Raw genomic sequence first — 17964 nt, 5'->3', positions numbered from 1 at the left:
GTGCAAAACGATGCCGGGTTTCCCGCGATTAACTACTTCGCTTTCAATTTCTCCTGATCGATCGTCTTGATCATTTCTTCCTCCGCATTGCGTAGGGCGGTATTCAAGTCCGCCTTGTCGGTAAAATATTGCTCCAATTGCTTCTGGACGATGCCTTGAACTTTGCTGTCATATTGCGTTTTCGTATATGGGTCAGCGTACTTCATATTGAAGATCGGGGTCAAGTTAATGCCTTTGGCCAGCGGATTGCTCTCGTACAGCTTCTTTCTGACTTCGGGATTCGTAACGGCCGGCGGATTGCCGAGCTTGGCCGCTTCGCCCTGCACTTCGTCGGAGAGCAGATGGGCGATAAGCTGGAAGACAAGGTCTTGATTTTTGCCGCCTTCCGGTATGATAAAGCCGTCCGAGAACACGCCCGGACCGACGCCCGGCTTATCTTTCATGGAAGGGAACGTGGTCACGCCCCAGCTCAACCCTTTTTTCACCGCCTCGGCAAAATCGGCGTCGCCGATCAGGAGCAGGTGGGGGAACATCGCCAAATTGCGCGTTTCCAGAAACGCCTTTCTTCCGTCGCCGAAGGAAGCGCCTTTCGGGTAATTGCCGGGAATGCCGTAAATGTCCTTAAAGGTGCGGAACAGCGTTTGCCAGCGGTCGTTCGACAGCAGCACCGGCTTCTCCGTCTTCGCGTCGACGTAAGGCAGCGACATCTGGGTTTGAATGCGGTTAATACTGATGCCTGAATGCAGACCGCGATAATCCACGCCGTCCCGGATACCCGTAACTTTTTTGGCCAGTTCGACGGCTTGATCCCACGTCATATTATCTTTCGGGTACTCGACGCCGAATTTATCGAAGATGTCTTTGTTGTAGTGGAGGCCGAAGGAGAACGCACGGAACGGGAGATAGAGCAACTGTCCTTTGTCCGAATAGCTGCGGATGCTTTTCACAAGCGTCGGATCGAGCCGGTTCAAATCAAATCCATGTTTTTTGGAAAGCGGTTCCAAGTCTACGGGCAGTTTCAGATCCGTGAGCGTCTGCATATTCGTCAAGCCTTCCCAGATCAGATCCGGGATTTGTCCGGCCGTCAGTAAATCTTGAATCGTTTTCCCTTTTTCGTTATCGATTTTGTTGATCGTGACGTTCGGAAATTTTTGACTCAGCGGCTGCTTGATATATTTATCGAAATCTTCATTAAGCAGCAGCGTCCGGGCATATAGAGTGATGGTTACCGGACTGTTGTTTTGCGCGGGAGCGGGCGTGTTGCCGCTTGTTTGCGGTTGTTTATCTCCTCCACCGCAGCCGGCGAAAACGGAGCAGCTGAGAACGAGGCCGGACAGCATCCATTTGGATTGCTTTTTGAACATAGAGATCACCTCATGAAATGGTTTGTTTGTGGATCGGAAACGAAGCTTCCGATTAGTGAAGCGCTTGCATAATGTGCGGCAGAACGGAAACCTTTTTCTGTATACGTCCCGCCGCAGCACCCAAATGTGTTGCCAAAAGCGGATTCCCCCTTTTGCACTGCATCTGTTAGATGCAATTCATAAAGTTGTTCTACAATGAAGAACCTGATTCTATACATTTGAGAAAAAAAGATGAGCTGCATATCAAGATTGCTCGCTCACCGTGTTCTGTAATTAAGAACCACGTTCATCATTATTTGTTTATAGTTGTATAGTACGGGATTAAAAAAAATATATCAACAGGTTTTTCGTAATTTTTTTGTGCTTGTTAAAAAATAGGCGGGGAACACCTTTTTGTTAAGTATCTTCCCCGATAAGGCTTGGATCAGAAGATTTTCTGGAAAATTAGGATTGTCATCGTCAACAATGTGTATTAAAATGAAAATGAAAAGAACGTTGTTCCATAATGGGGAACGAATGAAGATTCGTGAAAAGATAATTTGTTATTTTTTTGTGTCACTACAAGAACTTTGTTCTACTATATGGAACTGCTGAGGGAGGCTTTCTATGATCGTTAGCGATCTGACCCATTGGGATCAGGAAAAGCATATGTTTCATCCGTCCATCCAAGCGGGAATCGAGTATATTCGGCAAACGGATTTTGAAGCCGTGAAGGATGGAACGTATGCGATTAGGGGAGATTCGATGTTCGCGATCGTTCAAACGATCGAGACGCAGGCCAAATCGTTCCGTACGCCCGAGTCGCACGAAATGTTTGTTGATATTCAATGCCTGCTTCACGGCGAAGAGCGGATCGGAACGGTTAGGGCGAACGGAAAACAGCGGGTATCGCAACGTTTGCTGGGCGAAAAAGACTTATTGCTCTACGAAGTCGGCATCGACGATTCGGAGCTGCTGCTTACACCGGGGATGTTCGCCGTCTTTTTACCGGCGGATGTGCATCGGCCTTGCTGCAGCGTGACGAACGATCAAACGATCCGCAAAGTCGTCATTAAAATTCATAAAAATTTATGGCTGCAAGACGGTTCCGGCAGGTGACGGAACGTACGGAGGGCATGTTTCATGCTAAATTTTATAACAGCGAAGCGAGGTAACGATGATGGGCAAAACGATTGCCAGCGGCGTATGGCCTACGATGATTACGCCTTTTACATTGACAGGCGAGGTCGATTACGACGCTTTGGAGCAGTTGATCGAATGGTATATCGCCAGCGGCGTGCAGGGATTGTTCGCCGTATGCCAATCCAGCGAAATGTTTTATTTGACGCTTGCGGAGCGGGTGAGGATCGCGCGCTTCGTGAAGGAGAAGGCGGCCGGCCGCGTTCAAGTGATCGCATCCGGCCATATTTCCGATGAGCTCAGCGACCAAATCGAGGAATTGAAGCAACTGGCGGCCACCGGCGTGGATGCGATCGTCATCGTCAGCAACCGTCTCGCGAAAGCGGAGGAAGACGACGGCGTGTGGATCGATAGTGCGCAAAAGCTGCTGGATGCAGTGCCGGACGTCCCTTTCGGCGTCTACGAGTGCCCCTATCCTTACAAAAGGCTGCTTGCGCCCGAGACACTGAAGTGGTGCGCGGCCACTGGAAGGTTCCTGTTCCTTAAAGATACGAGCTGCGACGTGCGGCAAATAAAAGCGAAGCTCGATGCGGTATCCGGCAGCGAACTGAAGCTGTTCAACGCCAACTCGACGACGCTGCTGGAATCGCTCAAGCTCGGCGCGGCAGGCTTCAGCGGCGTCATGGCGAATTTCCATCCGGATTTGTATGTTAGGCTCGTTGGGCAATGGCGTAATGACGCGGAGTTGGCCGAGCGATTGCAGTCGTTTTTGACGGTAGCCTCGCTTATCGAGCTGCAAGTGTACCCGGTCAATGCCAAATACCATTTGCGGCAGCTCGGTTTGCCGATCGAGACAGTTTGCCGTGTTAAAGACGCTTCTGCGATGAAAGGGAATCATCGATTGGAAGTAGAACAATTGGAGAAGCTCGGCAATACGGTAAAACAGCTTTTATTCCAGGAGAAGGAATCCGTCCGTTAGGCAGCACAAGAGTATGAGCATTATTACATTACACATTGAGGAGGCGTTCTTATGATAAGCGGTGTTCGGAAGCAGGCGTGGGGGTATTTGAATACGAGAGAGTTGACGCGTTCGGCGCAAGGGGATGGAGCGGTCTGCAGCGATCTGAATATCGTGAGGCTGGCGCCAGGCGACGGGAAACTGCGTCTGGACTGGAAGTATGAAGGTTCCTTCGATGCCGGCAAACTGGCTTATGAGATTAGAGTGACGTCCGGGGCAGACGAAGCCGAATTGGCGGTTGTGCAAGTGCCCGGCAGCGAGAACAGCACGGAGATCAGCGGCCTCGACAACGCGAAGGAGTATCGGGTATCGGTTCGAGCGGTGGCCGAGGGAACGGCGGAACCGGTGGCCGGCAGCCCGGTAAGGTTGGTGCGAACCGGCGACGTGCCGGGGACTGTCGTCAACTACATTCATCCCGACGATTATACGTACGGCTTCTCGGGCCGCTCGCCGGCCAGTCCTTCCATCGTCAAGCTGCCCGGCGGCGAATGGGTTGTTTCTCATGATGTATTTTGGGGGAAGGCGGGACAAAACTTGACGAAGCTGTTCCGGTCCGCAGACGAGGGACGCACCTGGTCGTTTCTGTGCGACCTGTATCCGTGCTTCTGGGGCAAACTGTTCCTGCATCGCGGCGCTTTGTATATGCTCGGAACGAGTACGGAATACGGCGCGCTGCTGATCGGACGCTCGGACGATGGGGGGGCAACATGGTCGGCGCCTAGCGAAATTATTCCCGCGGGCAGCCGGGAGGCAAGAGGGCCGCATAAAGCGCCGATGCCGGTCGTGGAGCATCGGGGCCGCCTTTGGACCGCGGTGGAATTCGGCTCGTGGCAAACCGGCGGACACGATACCGGCGTCGTTTCTGTGCCTGCGGACGGCGATTTGCTCGATCCGGCGCAGTGGACCGTGACGCCGTTTCTGCCTTACTCCAGCGAATGGCCCGGTACGATCGAAGGCGGAAAGCCGTCGCTGCTCGAAGGCAATGTCGTCGTGGCCCCGGACGGAAAGCTGGTCAATGTGCTCCGCTACAATACGAAGGGCGGCAGCCCCGAGTACGGCCGGGCGATTATGCTGAACGTCAACGACGAACGGCCGGAGGCACCGCTTACGTTCCGTAAAGTCGTCGATTTTCACGGCAACATGTCCAAATTTACGATCCATTACGATGCGGTCAGCGGCAAATATTGGTCTTTGGTGAACCGGGTGACGCTTCCGAATGTGAGCCAACGCAATATTTTGACATTGGTATGGTCGGAAGATTTGGAGCATTGGCACATTCAGAAGGATGTTCTTAACTATCAGGATAACGGGTGGCCCGAGGATGATACGAAAGTCGGTTTCCAGTACGTGGATTGGCAGTTTGACGGCGACAACATCGTGTACGCCAGCCGGACGGCCATCAACGGGGCGTTCAATTATCATAATGCGAACTACATTACGTTCCATACGATTGACCATTTTCGGAGTTGACGATGTTGACGCGTCTGGAATGTTCGAGATGACGGGAAACGGAAGAAGGGATGGCCATGACGTTTCAAAAAGACGACACCCTTGTGTTCATCGGAGATAGCATTACGGACAAAGGGAGAAAGACCGATCCGCTTAAGCTGGGCGGAAGCTATGTGAGACTGCTTCATGATTATTTCACCGTGGCCTATCCGGAGCTCTCGCTCAAGATCATCAACGAAGGCACGAGTGGCAACAGGGTCATTGATCTGCAGCGCCGGTGGCGACTCGATGTGCTGGAGCATAAGCCGAATTGGGTATCGATTTCGATCGGCATTAATGATGTGTGGCGACAGCTCGATTCGCCCGAGGCGGAACAGGTATATCCCGAACGGTTTGCTGAAGTATACCGGAGCTTGCTGGAGCAAGCGAGAGCGGAAACCGGCTGCCGGTTCATTCTGATGCAGCCTACGATCATTAAAGAATATCCCGATTCGATCGGCAACCGGATGCTGAAGCCTTACGTGGATATTGTCGGGCAGCTTGCCGAAGCGTTCCAAGCGGTACTTGTGCCGACGCATGAAGCGTTTATACAGTTTTTGAGGCGAGGGACGGGGAAAGCGCTGACAACCGATGGCGTTCATATGACTTCACTGGGCGATATGCTCATCGCATCCACGTGGTTGAAAGCGGTTCAAAGGGAAATGTAGCTTTAACTTTTGACGAAAGCGGGGGCCGTACATGACGGATGATCATAAGGAAACCGAACGGCAAGAGCGAGCGAAAGACGAGGATTGTGCGCGACATGCGGGGGATGACGCTAAGCCCGTCATCACGAGACGAACGTTTTTTTCCTCCGTGGGGGCTGCCGGTGCGGCGTTCGTGGCAGCAAGCGTATACGGGCTTGGCAGCGGGACGGATCACAGTCTGAAGCCAAAAGATTTGATGGCGCTCCATTATTGCGTGACGGTCTCGATTGCCGACATTCGCAATGATGACGCGCCAGATCCGGGCTTCGTCTACTTTGTGACGGACCGCGGGCAGGAAGGGCCGTTCGTCTGCGATCCGACGGATACGGTGACACCGGATAATACCGGCCTCGTGCTTGTTGCCAATTCGGGCATGAGGCTGAAGCGGGCTTATGAAGGCGAGATCAGCGTCCGCTGGTTCGGGGCCAAAGGGGACGGCCAAACCGACGATACCGCCGCCATCCAAGCGGCTATTCGGGCATGCGCCGAGCGGGGCGGCACGGTCTATTTTCCGGCGGGGAGGTACATATGTACCGCTACGCTCGTTGTCCCTTCCGGCGTCGTGTTGCGGGGAGCCGGCCTCGATGAGTGGGTGCCGAGCGCGCAAAATATTAAAAAGCTGGACGGCAAAGGGACGCACCTCATCTTCAAAGGTACGGGGCCGAAAGTGCATACCGTTTACGGCATAACGAACATGCGGATGAGCGGCGGGGTGAGGAGCAACCCCGATGTGTCCGGGCAAGAGTACAAGCTGACGAACTTTTACCGGGAAGATGCGGCGGGCAGCAATCCCGCGACACCTGAGCCGTTCTCCGTTGCGGTTCTAGTCGAAGACGCGGTGCAATGCGGCATTTCGCAGCTGCGGATCACGCATCATTTTAACGGCATCGAAGGCTTTAACAGCGCGACGGACCCCGGACTCGGGGATGCGTGGGACGTCGGCCTCTGGTTGAAAAACGCCTCGCAGGGCCGGTACGATCTCGTTCAAGTGGTCGGCTACTGGCGCAAATACGGCGTCCTGATCAGCAGTATGAACGATCCTCGTTATCCGGACCGCGTGCCGACTGCGGAGAGTAACCGCTTTGTACAATGCGTAGCGAGCGGCAAAGTCGGGATGGGAATTCGAAGCGGCGATGTGTACCGCTGCTTGAGTGTGGCGTCCGATTCCGTCGGCATCGCATGGTCGTCCAGCAATCCGTTTCCCAGCACGGGCGGCGTGTTCCGCGTTGGATCGGACAGCTACACGTACGGCCGGGCGAACCGGATCGATGACGCGACCCTGCGCCTAGAGGGCGTAAGCCCGAATCCCGTTTCCGGCGGCATCAAGGCCGGAAGCGAGATCCGGACGTCGGCTTCGAATTTCGGCTTCGCCGGTACCGTCATCAGCGACTGCTATATCGCCGGCTTCGATCACAGCAGCGGGGTGGTATGCACGAACGGCGGTCTTTCCGCGCCTTTCGACTCGCCGTCCGCTTGCCTGGAAATATCCGGGGAACCGGTGCGCGGAATCATCTTCATGAACTGTACGATTCAGACGAGGGAGGATGTGCTGCTGCATTGCCACGATGCACGGGACATTGAATTTATCGCCTGTTATTTCGAGGCGAAGAGCGCCCGGTCCGCCTTGAGAAGCGGCTTTGATCTTCCGGCCGGCGCCCGCTTTATCGCTTCCCCGTTTATCGGTAAAAGCACGGCGCCGTTTCCTTCCGGGGAAACGAACGATATCCAGTTCGTGCGGTGCACGGGAACGGATAGCGTCATTTGCCGGCAGCCGTTGTTCAAGCGAACGGGCGCTTCGCGCTTCGGCGCCGAGAGCGGCTTGTTCACTCCGCGCGGTTTTGTCGACGATAGTTTGATCAACGGCAGAATCGACGGTACGTATCCGATCTCTCTGCCGAAAGCGACGCCGGTTACGATATACGACTACAACGGCAATAAGATCGGAATGATCGGCTACAACGAAACCGGGGAGTTGGACTTAAGGTCCGCTTCGGGCAATTTGCGGCTGCGCAACGACTCGGTCACGCGGATGTTGCTGAGCCCAAGCGACATTACCGTATACGGCACGACCCGGCCGAACGCCGACAATGCGTTAAGCTTGGGAACGAGCAGCAGCAGATGGAAAGACATCTATGCCGCCACCGGCACGGTGAACACATCGGACGCTCGGGAGAAGGAACGGATCGAACCGATGGCGGCTGCGCTTGAGCTGATCGAGCGGCTGCGTCCGGTTGCTTTCAAGTTTAAGGATTACCAGGAAACCGTCAAAGACGAAACCGGGAAGGAGCGCCTCATCGAGCACCGGTTTGATCGCACGCATTTCGGATTGATCGCCCAAGAGGTGAAATCCGCATTTGATGCGCTTGGCATGGATGCCGGGGCGTACGTATACGATCGGGAAACCGACCGTCACGGGCTGCGTTATACGGAATTCGTCCCCGTGCTTATTCAAGCGGTGCAGGAGCTGAGCCGGGAAGTGAAACGTCTATCGGATGCTGCTCCGCGCGGTTGAAGCCTGTATGCATGATAGACTCGGGCGGAATCGAGGCGGGCTGTTGTTTTCCGCCGTACCGCATGATATCACGTAAAAACAAAAAGCCGATCAAGGGTGCTTTAGGATCCCTTGATCGGCTTTTTCGATATAACCCCACTGCTGGCTCTTATGTCATATACCGGCAGGAGCTTGTATTTCACCGCTTTTACACGCTTATAAACACAAAAAAACGACATAACATATGTCGCATGCCTGTTTTAGATAGATTTTAACTAGATATAGATATCCTCGACTTCTATAATATTATTATAACTTAAACTGAATTATAAGTCTATACTTTTTGGGGCAATTTGGATATATTTTTTCAGTACCTAATTTGAAGGAGGTTGTGTTCCATGCAGGAAGGTCGGATTGATAATCACGATACCACCGGTGTGAAGAGTCGGCAAGAAGGGAGAGTGAGTGCATGATTGCACTTCAAGGCATCAGCAAATCGTTTAAGGTCGCCAAACGGTCGTCCGGATTGCGGCAGGCGGCCAAGGCTCTTTTTGTCCGCGAACACACCATCGTCGATGCGCTTCACGATATTTCGTTTTCGATTGGCGAAGGAGAGATTGTAGGATATATCGGCCCGAACGGGGCGGGGAAATCGACTTCCATCAAAGTGATGAGCGGCATTCTGATGCCGGATCGCGGCACGTGCAGCGTGATGGGGTTTACGCCGTGGAAAGACCGAACGGCTTATGTACAACATATCGGCGTCGTATTCGGGCAGCGTTCCCAGCTTTGGTGGGACGTCCCTGTCGTCGATTCATTCGAACTGCTGCGGGACATCTACAAAATACCGGCTGCCGATTATAAAACAAATCTCAGCCTGCTTACGGAAACGCTCGGGCTGCAGGATATCGTTCATATGCCCGTCCGGCAGCTCAGCCTCGGCCAACGGATGCGCTGCGAAATCGCCGCCTCGCTGCTGCACGGACCGAAAATTTTGTTCCTCGATGAGCCGACCATCGGACTCGATGCCGTCAGCAAAATCGCCGTCCGGCAGTTCATCAAGACGATCAATAAGGAAAAAGGCGTTACCGTGATCCTGACGACGCACGATATGCAGGATATCGAGGCGCTGGCGGATCGCATCCTCATGATCGGGAAAGGGACGCTGCTGTACGACGGGACGGTAAGCGCGCTGCGCGGCAAGTTCGGAACGCACCGGATCATTACGGCCGATTTCCGCGAACATGCTTCGCCGGTCGATATTCACGGAGCGTCGCTGCTGTCGTGGTCGCCGGAGCGGGCGGTGTTCAGCATCGATACGGAGCGCGCCGCCATTGCAGGTGTGATCTCCGCCTTATCCGAACAGGTGGAACTGGTCGATGTGGCGATTGAATCGACGCCGGTGGAACAGCTGATCGTTCAGCTGTATAAGGAGCATCGAATATGAATGCGTACATTTCCGTATGGAAGATGCGGTTTATCAACAGTTTGCAGTACCGTTCAGCCGCTTTGGCCGGTATGGCGACGCAGTTATTTTTCGGTTTTATTTTCATCATGATTTATGAAGCGTTCTACAGCCAAAACACGGTAGAGCCGCCGATGTCTCTTGAAGATTTGATCGCGTATGTGTGGCTGCAGCAAATGTTTCTCGGCTTCGTTATGCTGTGGATGCGCGATAATGAAATATTCCAGATGATTACTTCCGGCAACATCGCTTACGAATTGTGCAGGCCGTGCCAGATTTATCCGTTCTGGTACGCCAAGCTGGTAGGCGAGCGGCTGGCGACCGTGCTCCTGCGCTGTGTTCCGATTCTTTTCGTCGTATTGCTTTTGCCAGAGCCTTACCGGCTCAGTTTGCCGCCTTCACCGGCGAGACTCGTACTGTTCGTTGTGACGCTGCTGCTCGGCATGCTGGTCGTGGTTGCCATTTCGATGCTGATCTACATTTCGGTATTTTGGACGATGTCGCCGACAGGTTCGGTTCTGATGATCGCCATTGTCGGTCAGTTTTTCTCCGGGATGATCATTCCCGTTCCGTTGATGCCGCAATGGCTGCAAAACATCACCTACGCGCTGCCGTTCCGCTGGACGGCGGACTTCCCGTTTCGCGTATACTCGGGGCATATTCCGCAAACGGAGGCGTTATGGGGCATCCTGGTGCAAGGGTTCTGGCTTCTTGTGCTTGTAGCCTTCGGCAAGTGGGCCATACAGCGGGCGCTGCGCCAAATTGTCGTACAGGGGGGCTGACCGCATGAGCTTATATATGAAATATGTATCGATTTTATTGAAATCCCAGCTGCAGTACCGCACCTCGTTTTGGCTGTTGACGCTAGGACAGTGCTTGACGCCGTTCACCGTGTTTGCCGGACTTTATTTCATGTTCGCCCGATTCGGACAGCTGAAAGGGTGGGAGTTTTTTGAGGTGGCGTTGTTATTTGCCGTCATCGGGATGGCTTATTCGCTGAGCGAATGTTTTTCGCGCGGATTCGATTCGTTCTCCAGTCTTGTTGCCGGAGGCGGCTTCGACCGGCTGCTCGTTCGACCGCGAAACACCGCGCTGCAAGTGCTCGGCTCCAGATTCGAGTTCAATCGCGTAGGCCGGCTACTGCAAAGCGCGATTATTCTCGTCTGGGCCCTGTACCATTTGCCTGTAGAGTGGAGCCTCGCCAAGGCAGTGACGCTGCTGTTTATGATCGCGGGCGGCATTGGGATATTCAGCGGCATCTTTATCCTGACGGCTACGCTCTGCTTCTGGACGATTCAGGGGCTCGAAATCGCCAACATCTTGACCGACGGCGGCCGCGAGATGGCCCAGTACCCCCTGAACATTTATCGAAAGTGGGTCATGGTCTTCTTCACCTTCATTATCCCGTTCGGCTGCGTCAGCTACTTGCCGCTGCAGTATATTCTGGATAAAGTACAAGGAAGCGCGATTGTCTATATGATGATGCCGCTGGCCGGAATATTGTTTCTTGTTCCTTGCCTGCTCGTGTGGCATATCGGGGTGCGCCATTACCGGTCAACCGGATCGTAGTCCTACATTTATGAATGAATTCGCCCTTTGAATATATATTCGAAGGGTTTTTCTTTTGGATCCTGGGGAATGCAAAAAGTTGGCGAACGTATTGTCCATTTATGCTATAATTTGTTAAAAAAACCATTAGGGCGTTTCGCAGCTTGCAATCAGTCGGTATGGTAGAAAGAAGAGAGACCCCGGGAGAGTGATTTCATGATCAAAGATAAGAAATTAATTCTTGGCGCATCTTTTTTTATACTTCTGGGTCTTGCCGCAACGAGTACGATCGTGAACATATGGCCGAAGCCGGTCGAGGCATCCATCAAGCCGATCAAAGTGATGCTGAATGGACAAGAGCTTAAGCCTAGCGATAAAACGGGATTGTACAAAAACGGAAAAGACTATGTGCCGCTATCGATCTTAAGCGAGAAGACGATTTATGTGCCGATCCGTTTCGCCTTCGAGTCTACGGGATTCCAAGTGAACTGGAATGAGGAGAACAGCGTGGTGAACGTTATTTCGAATCAACCGTCCAAATCTACCAAACCTTTTATCGTCGCTGGACACCGAGGTTATTCGGCCGTAGCGCCTGAAAATACGATGGCTTCCTTTAAAGCGGCCATGGACAACAAAGCGGACGTATTGGAATTCGACGTGCAAATTTCTCAGGACGGCGTTCCGGTCATTATCCATGATAACACAGTGGACCGGACGACCAGCGGCAAGGGAGAAGTGAAGAAGCTGCCGCTTGCGCAGCTGCAAGCGCTCGATGCCGGGTCGAAGTTCAATCTCCGTTTTGCCGGGGAGAAGATTCCGACATTAAAAGAAGTGCTGGACTTCGCGAAGAGCAGCACCGTCACGCTGTACCCCGAGATTAAAGGATACCGCACCAAAGAAGATATCGCGATCATCATGAATGAATTGATGAGCGCCGGTTATGAGCAAAGAAGCGTCATCCAATCGTTTAATTATGCCGATTTTGACACGGTAAGAAGCATTTCGCAGAAGATGAAAATCGCATTGCTCGTAAATAACGATATGACTCAATTTATGACGGCGCTCGATAAAGCGGTCGCTTATAAAAATGCCGCTTTGTTCGTAAACAGCGCGCTGCTCGTCAAATATCCCCGGTTGATCGATCTGGCGCATTTGAGCGAGATCGATGTCGTCGCTTGGACTGTTGACGATAAAAATACGGCCAGTACGCTGATGGATAAAGGCATAGACGGGATCATTACCAACAGGCTGGATTTGTTCAAATAATTTCGCGATTTTTTATATGAGCGGTTTCGTTGATGCGCCCGGGAATGCGGCAGGCGCAACGGTAAAAAAGAGGGCAGATAAGCCCTCTTTGCTTTGGAATAAACGCATCCGATTTTGACGTAAAAACGAAAAAGACCGCTTCGCCGGCATTGGCCGAACCTTACTGCAGCTTCCGATTATTGATCGATTGATCCGTGATGACTTTCCCCGCACGGGTCGTTACTTCTTTATATTCACTCGCTTTGATGGTGTCGAGCGGCTGTTGACTCAGCATGTACAGTATGTTTTGTTCCATCTGCTTGTCGTCGTAGCGGGCTATCGTTTTGACGTTGTTGAACACCGAACCGGCTGTAGCCGTCACGTCTTCGATCAACGAATCCCCCTCGATGGCGCCGATCATATTGATGACGACGATGCCCGAAGGCTTCAGCTTACGCTGTACCAGCTGGAAGAAATCTTGGGTTAGCAGGTGGAACGGTACGCCTTCCGCCTTGAACGCGTCCAGAATGACTATATCGTACTGGCTCTCCCGCTTTTCATTGAGAATGACCCGTCCGTCCCCGATCGCAACCCGGTCTCCCGCGTAGCCAAAATATTTGCAGCTCAACTCCAGCACTTTCGGATCCAGCTCCGCGACTTCGATGTTTTTGCCCGATTGCTGAAGCGCATTCGTAAGAATGCCTGCGCCATGTCCGATCATGAAGATGTTCTCTGCCTGCGGATGATATGAGTCGACGATGTGAAGCGTTTCTCTAATATAGCTGAACAAAATGTTGCTCCGGTTGTTTTTATCGATAGCGCCTTGCAGGGCGTGCGTATCGAATTGCATGAACACATAGTCGCCGGCTTGTCCGTTGTATTCGCTGCTCTCGGTTATGAAAATATCGTGATACGGCGTCGACACTTGCTCCAGGATCGGGTTTGTGCCCAGTCGCGCTCCTCCGATATCGAGCAGGGGAATGAAGGCTATGACGAACAGACACAGCTTGTACCATTTGACCTCCATGACAAACCAACTGAGGAAGTAAATCAGCGCAAAAACGATCATGATATGCTGTAACCGCATCTCGGGAAGCAGGTAAAAGGTCGTGATCAACGTGCCTGCAACGCTTCCGACGCTGACGACCATATGATAAATGCCGATTTTCGCGCCATCCGTTTTCTCCCCGATCCCCATCTTCATTAACCCGGGAATGACGGCGCTGCTAAGGATGGAAGGAATTAAAAATAAAAGCGACGTTTGCAGCAATATGCTGGCCATATTCACTTCTTCGGACAACAGCGGCAAGGTCACACGGCTGAGCGGCCATGCGACAGAAACGGAAACGGCAGCCCAGAACAGGTAAATCCGAATATAACGTTTGCTCTCCTTCATGTCGGCCGTCTTGCCGCCGAGCAGATAGCCTATGCTGGAGCCGATCAGAAATACGGAAATAATACAGGCCCAGACCGTAATGCCGCTGCCGAAGTACGGACCGAGGATGCGTGAAGCCAGCATTTCAAAGCCCATGTACACGTAACTTGCTAAAAACAAAATTAAGGCAATCATACGGACCCCCCGTGCTTTTCTTTGTCTGCATTCAATTGCTTTATTACAGTATATATGATTTGCGTTCCGCGGGGTAATCCGTTCCGCTAACCGGACGCATCAGGATATGAAAAAAAGCAGCCTGCCTTGGTATCATCCCCCGCCATCGTTTGCGAAAAAGGGAATATACACCTGAGGCAGCGCTGCTGCTGTAACGGATTATTTCAAGCTATGGCTCAAAAATGCTTTCGTTCGGTCAAAGCGAGGATTCGTAAAGAGTTCTTCAGGCGGCCCGGATTCGATAATTTGACCGTTATCCATAAAGAGGACGCGGCTTGCAACCTCTTTGGCAAAGCCCATCTCATGGGTAACGACAATCATCGTCGTATGTTCTTCGGCCAGCCGCTTCATGACTTGAAGCACTTCCCCGGTCAACTCCGGGTCGAGGGCGGAAGTCGGCTCGTCGAACAGCAATATTTGCGGGTTCATCATCAGCGCACGGGCGATGGCCACCCTTTGCTTCTGACCGCCGGACAGCTTCGCTGGGTACACCGACGCCCGTCCGGAGAGTCCCACTTTCTCCAAGAGCTCGCCGCTTCTTCGGCGAACGTCCGTAGTGGGCTCCCCTTTAACCATTTTCGGGGCAAGCTCCAAATTTTGCTGTACCGTCAAATGCGGGAACAGATTGAAATGCTGGAATACCATTCCCATCTTGGAAGTGATCTGCTTGATTTTACGCGGTGCGGAGTATCTCCCGTCCTTCGCCAGATCATCCCCGTCAACTCGGATCGTTCCGCCGTCGATTTGTTCCAGATGAACGAGACTGCGGAGCATGGTGCTTTTCCCGGAGCCGGAAGGGCCGATCACGGCAACGACATCGTGCTGATGGACGTCGAACGTGATTCGTTTCAGCACTTCGAGCTCCCCATAACGTTTGCTGAGGTCGGAAACTTCTATGATAGCCACATTCGCCATTCCTTTTAGTCAAATTTGAATCGCCGTTCCAGCCATTTGAAAAGTGCGGTCAGCAGGAGCGTCATGATCAGATAAATGATGCCGGCGATGAAGAAGGGCATAATCGTGAAATCGCGGTTCACTACCGTCTGGGCATAGTGAAGCAGCTCCGGGACCGAGACGGCGTAGAGCAGCGCCGTATCCTTCACCAACGTGACGGATTCATTGGATACAGCGGGCAGTGCGACGCGAAACATTTGCGGCAAAATAATGCGCAGCATCGTCTGCCATTTGCTAAGACCCAGCACCTGAGCCGCCTCATACTGTCCCTTATCGACGGCGAGCAGGCCGCCTCGGAAAATTTCGGCGAAATAGGCCGCATAATTTAAAATGAAGCCAAGGCAGGCCGCGGTAAAACGGTCGAACACCAAGTATTCGCCGATCACCGGGAGCATGGGCAGCCCGAAGCAAATAAAGAGCAGCTGCAGCAGCAGCGGCGTCCCGCGCATCACATAAATATAGGCGTGAGCAAACCAAGCGAGCGGCTTTATGCTGCTTTTTACAGCGAGCGTAAGCGCGAATCCGAGCGGAATCGACACCACGATGGCGATCAAAAACAGCAGCACTGTCATTTGAGCGCCTTCGAGCATCGGCTTTATCATTGTAGCGATACGATCAACGGACATAACAAATTCCTCCAACAATAAAACAGGATTTCCGAAGAGATCCCGTTTGCTGCGTTCATGAAATGAGCTTATTTCAACACTTTATCTTCGCCGAACCATTTCTGCGAAATTTTCGCGGCGGTACCGTCCTGATTCAGTTCGTCAAGCGCTTTTTGCAGCTTTTGCAGAAGCGCTTCGTTGCCTTTCTTTACGCCGATGCCATATTCTTCCGGGGCCAGCGATTCGCCGAGCAGCTTAAACGTGCTGTTTTCTTTGGACATGTAGTATTTAACGACCACCTCGTCGATGACGACGGCATCCACGCGGCCGATCTTCAGATCGCTCAAGGCGAGCACATTATCCGCATATTCGGTGACGGTTTTGATTTTGGATTTAATCGGACTGTCGTTCAAGGCATCCGCCGCGGAAGACAAGGATTGCAGACCTACCGTTTTCCCGGCCAGATCGTCGAGCTTGGTCAAGTTCGATTTGGCTAGTGTGACGATCACTTGCGCATTTTTCAGATAAGGCTTGGTGAACAGCACTTTGCCTTTCCGTTCATCGGTAATCGTATATCCGTTCCATATGAGGTCGATCCGGCCGCTGCTCAGTTCGGATTCTTTCGTTTTCCAGTCAATCGGCTGGAATTGTGCCGCCGTGCCCATCTTTTCTGCGGCCGCTTTCGCATAATCGATATCAAATCCGACAATCTCGTTCTTCTCATCGCGGAACCCCATCGGCGCAAATTTGTCATCGATGCCAATGACCAGCTTTTTACCTTCTCCTGCGGAAGTCGGCTTGGAGGCGCAGCCTGTAAAAAACATAAGTGCCGAAGCGAGAATTAAACCGACCGTTGCGATGCGTTTCATAACGTAAAAAAACCACCTTTACCTGAATGTGTGTCATGTTGCTTTAGTGCGTTACCACTTTATCAAGAATTTCATCATATCATAGTTTATAAAAAGCTGTCGATAAGCAGGTAGAACCAAAATGTACCATAAATTTATATATAATTTGATAGATATGACTTGATTATAAAGAGATTATTTTCATTTTATTCGAACAAAGGTAAATAATTTTCGTGTGGTTCAACCTCCGGGCGACGAGCCTGCTCGGAATGTGATGCGAGCCTCCGCGACAGCGAAAAACAAAGGACCGACCCGCTGAGCATCGCTCGAGGATCGGCCCTGAGGTACGGGCTTACAGGTCGTCCCAGTTCAAATTGGACGATTTGCTGTAGTTGGTCACTTTTTGCTCGAAGAAGTCGGTTTTCATGCTGTTCATATTGCTGAAGCTCTCCACCCATTTCATCGGATGGTCGATGATTTCGGGATATAATATTTCCAGGCCCAGCTTTTTCAACCGCTCGTTGGAGAGGTACTTGATATATTGGTCAATGATGTCGTTGCTGAGACCGTGAATGTTGTTGTCGGTAATGTATTGTCCCCATTCGATTTCGTGCTGAACGGCGGTACGCATCATGCCGCGAAGCTCCTCGATCAGCTCGTCGGTGAATATTTCCGGATTTTCCTTGCGGATTTCGCGGAAAATGTTTTGGAACAATGCGAGATGCGTCAATTCGTCACGCTGAATGTATTTGATTTCCGAGACGGTGCCGAGCATTTTTCCTTGACGGCCGAGCGCGTAGAAGAAGCTGAAACCGCTATAGAAGTAGATGCCTTCCAAAATGTAATTCGCCATAATCGTGCGCATCAAATTCGCGGTCGACGGGTCTTCGATGAACCGTTCATACAGATCGGTAATGAACCGGTTGCGGCGAAGCAGATGCTTGTCCTCGCGCCATTGGTTGTAAATTTCGTCGCGCACCTCCGCGGAGCATACGCTGTCGAGGATGTAAGAGTAGCTTTGGCTGTGCACCGCTTCCTGGAACGTCTGCACGGTCAAGCACAGGTTAACCTCCGGTGCCGTAATGTACTCGTTGATGTTCGGCAGGTTGGCCGTTTGCAGCGAGTCGAGGAAGATCAGAAACGAGATGATTTTATCGTAGCTTTGCCGCTCGATCGGCGAAAGGAATTTGTAATCCTTCGCGTCCTGGGCCAGCGGAATTTCTTCCGGAATCCAGAAGTTGTTCATCATCGTGCGGTACATTTTGGTCGCCCAGTCGTACTTCACGTTATTCAGCTCGATCAGATTCGTCGTATTGCCGCCGATCATGCGGCGCTTGCCCCAATCCCGGTCGCCGTTTTCGTTGAACAGTTTTTTCTTTTGCAGTTCCATGGTTTTTTCGCTCCCCCTAAATCCCCCTCCCGAGGGGGACCCCAGAGGGCGGCTGCCCCCCGGACCCCCGCTCGGCGGAGAGTGGTACTTGTGTGCTTGTGGCTCGCGTCGGC

15 protein-coding genes are annotated in these 17964 nt (G+C 52.4%); 9 read left to right on the top strand and 6 right to left on the bottom strand.

Translation table 11 applies throughout. The annotated features are described in order from the left end of the window. Positions 1 to 32: 32 nt before the first annotated feature. Positions 33 to 1364 carry an ABC transporter substrate-binding protein gene (locus ACFQI7_RS18815; RefSeq protein ID WP_218102624.1) on the bottom strand — a complete coding sequence of 444 codons (1332 nt, stop codon included), beginning with the start codon at positions 1362 to 1364 and terminating at the stop codon, positions 33 to 35. 606 nt (positions 1365 to 1970) lie between these two features. Between ACFQI7_RS18815 and ACFQI7_RS18810 the strand changes: the two genes are divergently transcribed. The 9 genes from ACFQI7_RS18810 to ACFQI7_RS18770 all read left to right on the top strand — a co-directional run bounded on the left by ACFQI7_RS18810 (position 1971) and on the right by ACFQI7_RS18770 (position 12466). Next, complete coding sequence (locus ACFQI7_RS18810) at positions 1971 to 2462, top strand: YhcH/YjgK/YiaL family protein (protein ID WP_218102623.1); 492 nt, start codon at positions 1971 to 1973, stop codon at positions 2460 to 2462. Between the two features lie 58 nt (positions 2463 to 2520). Beyond that, positions 2521 to 3462, top strand: coding sequence for a dihydrodipicolinate synthase family protein (locus ACFQI7_RS18805; RefSeq protein WP_329958290.1), 942 nt, complete (start codon positions 2521 to 2523; stop codon positions 3460 to 3462). A 51-nt stretch (positions 3463 to 3513) separates the two neighbouring features. Continuing rightward, positions 3514 to 4971 (top strand): hypothetical protein, encoded by a 1458-nt coding sequence (locus ACFQI7_RS18800; RefSeq protein ID WP_218102622.1) that lies wholly within the window; start codon positions 3514 to 3516, stop codon positions 4969 to 4971. A 56-nt stretch (positions 4972 to 5027) separates the two neighbouring features. Next, positions 5028 to 5657, top strand: coding sequence for an SGNH/GDSL hydrolase family protein (locus ACFQI7_RS18795; RefSeq protein ID WP_218102621.1), 630 nt, complete (start codon positions 5028 to 5030; stop codon positions 5655 to 5657). 31 nt (positions 5658 to 5688) lie between these two features. Then, a complete protein-coding gene (locus ACFQI7_RS18790; RefSeq protein WP_218102620.1) occupies positions 5689 to 8208 on the top strand; it encodes a glycosyl hydrolase family 28-related protein in 2520 nt (839 codons plus the stop codon). A 448-nt stretch (positions 8209 to 8656) separates the two neighbouring features. Beyond that, the gene (locus ACFQI7_RS18785; protein WP_218102619.1) at positions 8657 to 9634 is read left to right on the top strand and encodes an ABC transporter ATP-binding protein; all 978 of its coding nucleotides are present in this window, start codon (positions 8657 to 8659) and stop codon (positions 9632 to 9634) included. Next, entirely contained in the window at positions 9631 to 10434 is an 804-nt protein-coding gene (locus ACFQI7_RS18780; RefSeq protein ID WP_218102618.1) for an ABC transporter permease, read from the top strand. Before ACFQI7_RS18785 ends, ACFQI7_RS18780 begins: the two co-directional genes overlap by 4 nt. Positions 10435 to 10438: 4 nt before the next feature. Continuing rightward, positions 10439 to 11221 carry an ABC transporter permease gene (locus tag ACFQI7_RS18775; RefSeq protein WP_218102617.1) on the top strand — a complete coding sequence of 261 codons (783 nt, stop codon included), beginning with the start codon at positions 10439 to 10441 and terminating at the stop codon, positions 11219 to 11221. Positions 11222 to 11416: 195 nt separating this feature from the next. Further along, positions 11417 to 12466, top strand: a complete 1050-nt coding sequence (locus ACFQI7_RS18770; protein WP_218102616.1) for a glycerophosphodiester phosphodiesterase family protein — start codon at positions 11417 to 11419, stop codon at positions 12464 to 12466. Positions 12467 to 12626: 160 nt separating this feature from the next. On the opposite strand, the gene ACFQI7_RS18765 is transcribed toward ACFQI7_RS18770, so the two are convergent. The 5 genes from ACFQI7_RS18765 to ACFQI7_RS18745 all read right to left on the bottom strand — a co-directional run bounded on the left by ACFQI7_RS18765 (position 12627) and on the right by ACFQI7_RS18745 (position 17851). Continuing rightward, on the bottom strand, positions 12627 to 14015 hold the full coding sequence (locus ACFQI7_RS18765; RefSeq protein WP_218102615.1) for a fused MFS/spermidine synthase: 1389 nt from the start codon (positions 14013 to 14015) through the stop codon (positions 12627 to 12629). A 198-nt stretch (positions 14016 to 14213) separates the two neighbouring features. After that, the gene (locus tag ACFQI7_RS18760; protein WP_329958289.1) at positions 14214 to 14960 is read right to left on the bottom strand and encodes an amino acid ABC transporter ATP-binding protein; all 747 of its coding nucleotides are present in this window, start codon (positions 14958 to 14960) and stop codon (positions 14214 to 14216) included. Between the two features lie 14 nt (positions 14961 to 14974). After that, positions 14975 to 15634, bottom strand: a complete 660-nt coding sequence (locus ACFQI7_RS18755) for an amino acid ABC transporter permease (protein ID WP_218102614.1) — start codon at positions 15632 to 15634, stop codon at positions 14975 to 14977. Between the two features lie 68 nt (positions 15635 to 15702). Next, positions 15703 to 16482 carry an amino acid ABC transporter substrate-binding protein gene (locus ACFQI7_RS18750; protein ID WP_218102613.1) on the bottom strand — a complete coding sequence of 260 codons (780 nt, stop codon included), beginning with the start codon at positions 16480 to 16482 and terminating at the stop codon, positions 15703 to 15705. A 331-nt stretch (positions 16483 to 16813) separates the two neighbouring features. Continuing rightward, positions 16814 to 17851 (bottom strand): ribonucleotide-diphosphate reductase subunit beta, encoded by a 1038-nt coding sequence (locus ACFQI7_RS18745; RefSeq protein WP_218102612.1) that lies wholly within the window; start codon positions 17849 to 17851, stop codon positions 16814 to 16816. Positions 17852 to 17964: the final 113 nt, after the last annotated feature.

The organism is Paenibacillus allorhizosphaerae, from assembly GCF_042659105.1.
GTDB classification, from domain to species: domain Bacteria; phylum Bacillota; class Bacilli; order Paenibacillales; family NBRC-103111; genus Paenibacillus_G; species Paenibacillus_G allorhizosphaerae.
The sequence above is the reverse complement of the archived record's forward strand: the minus strand, read 5'-3'. Positions and strand labels throughout refer to the sequence as shown.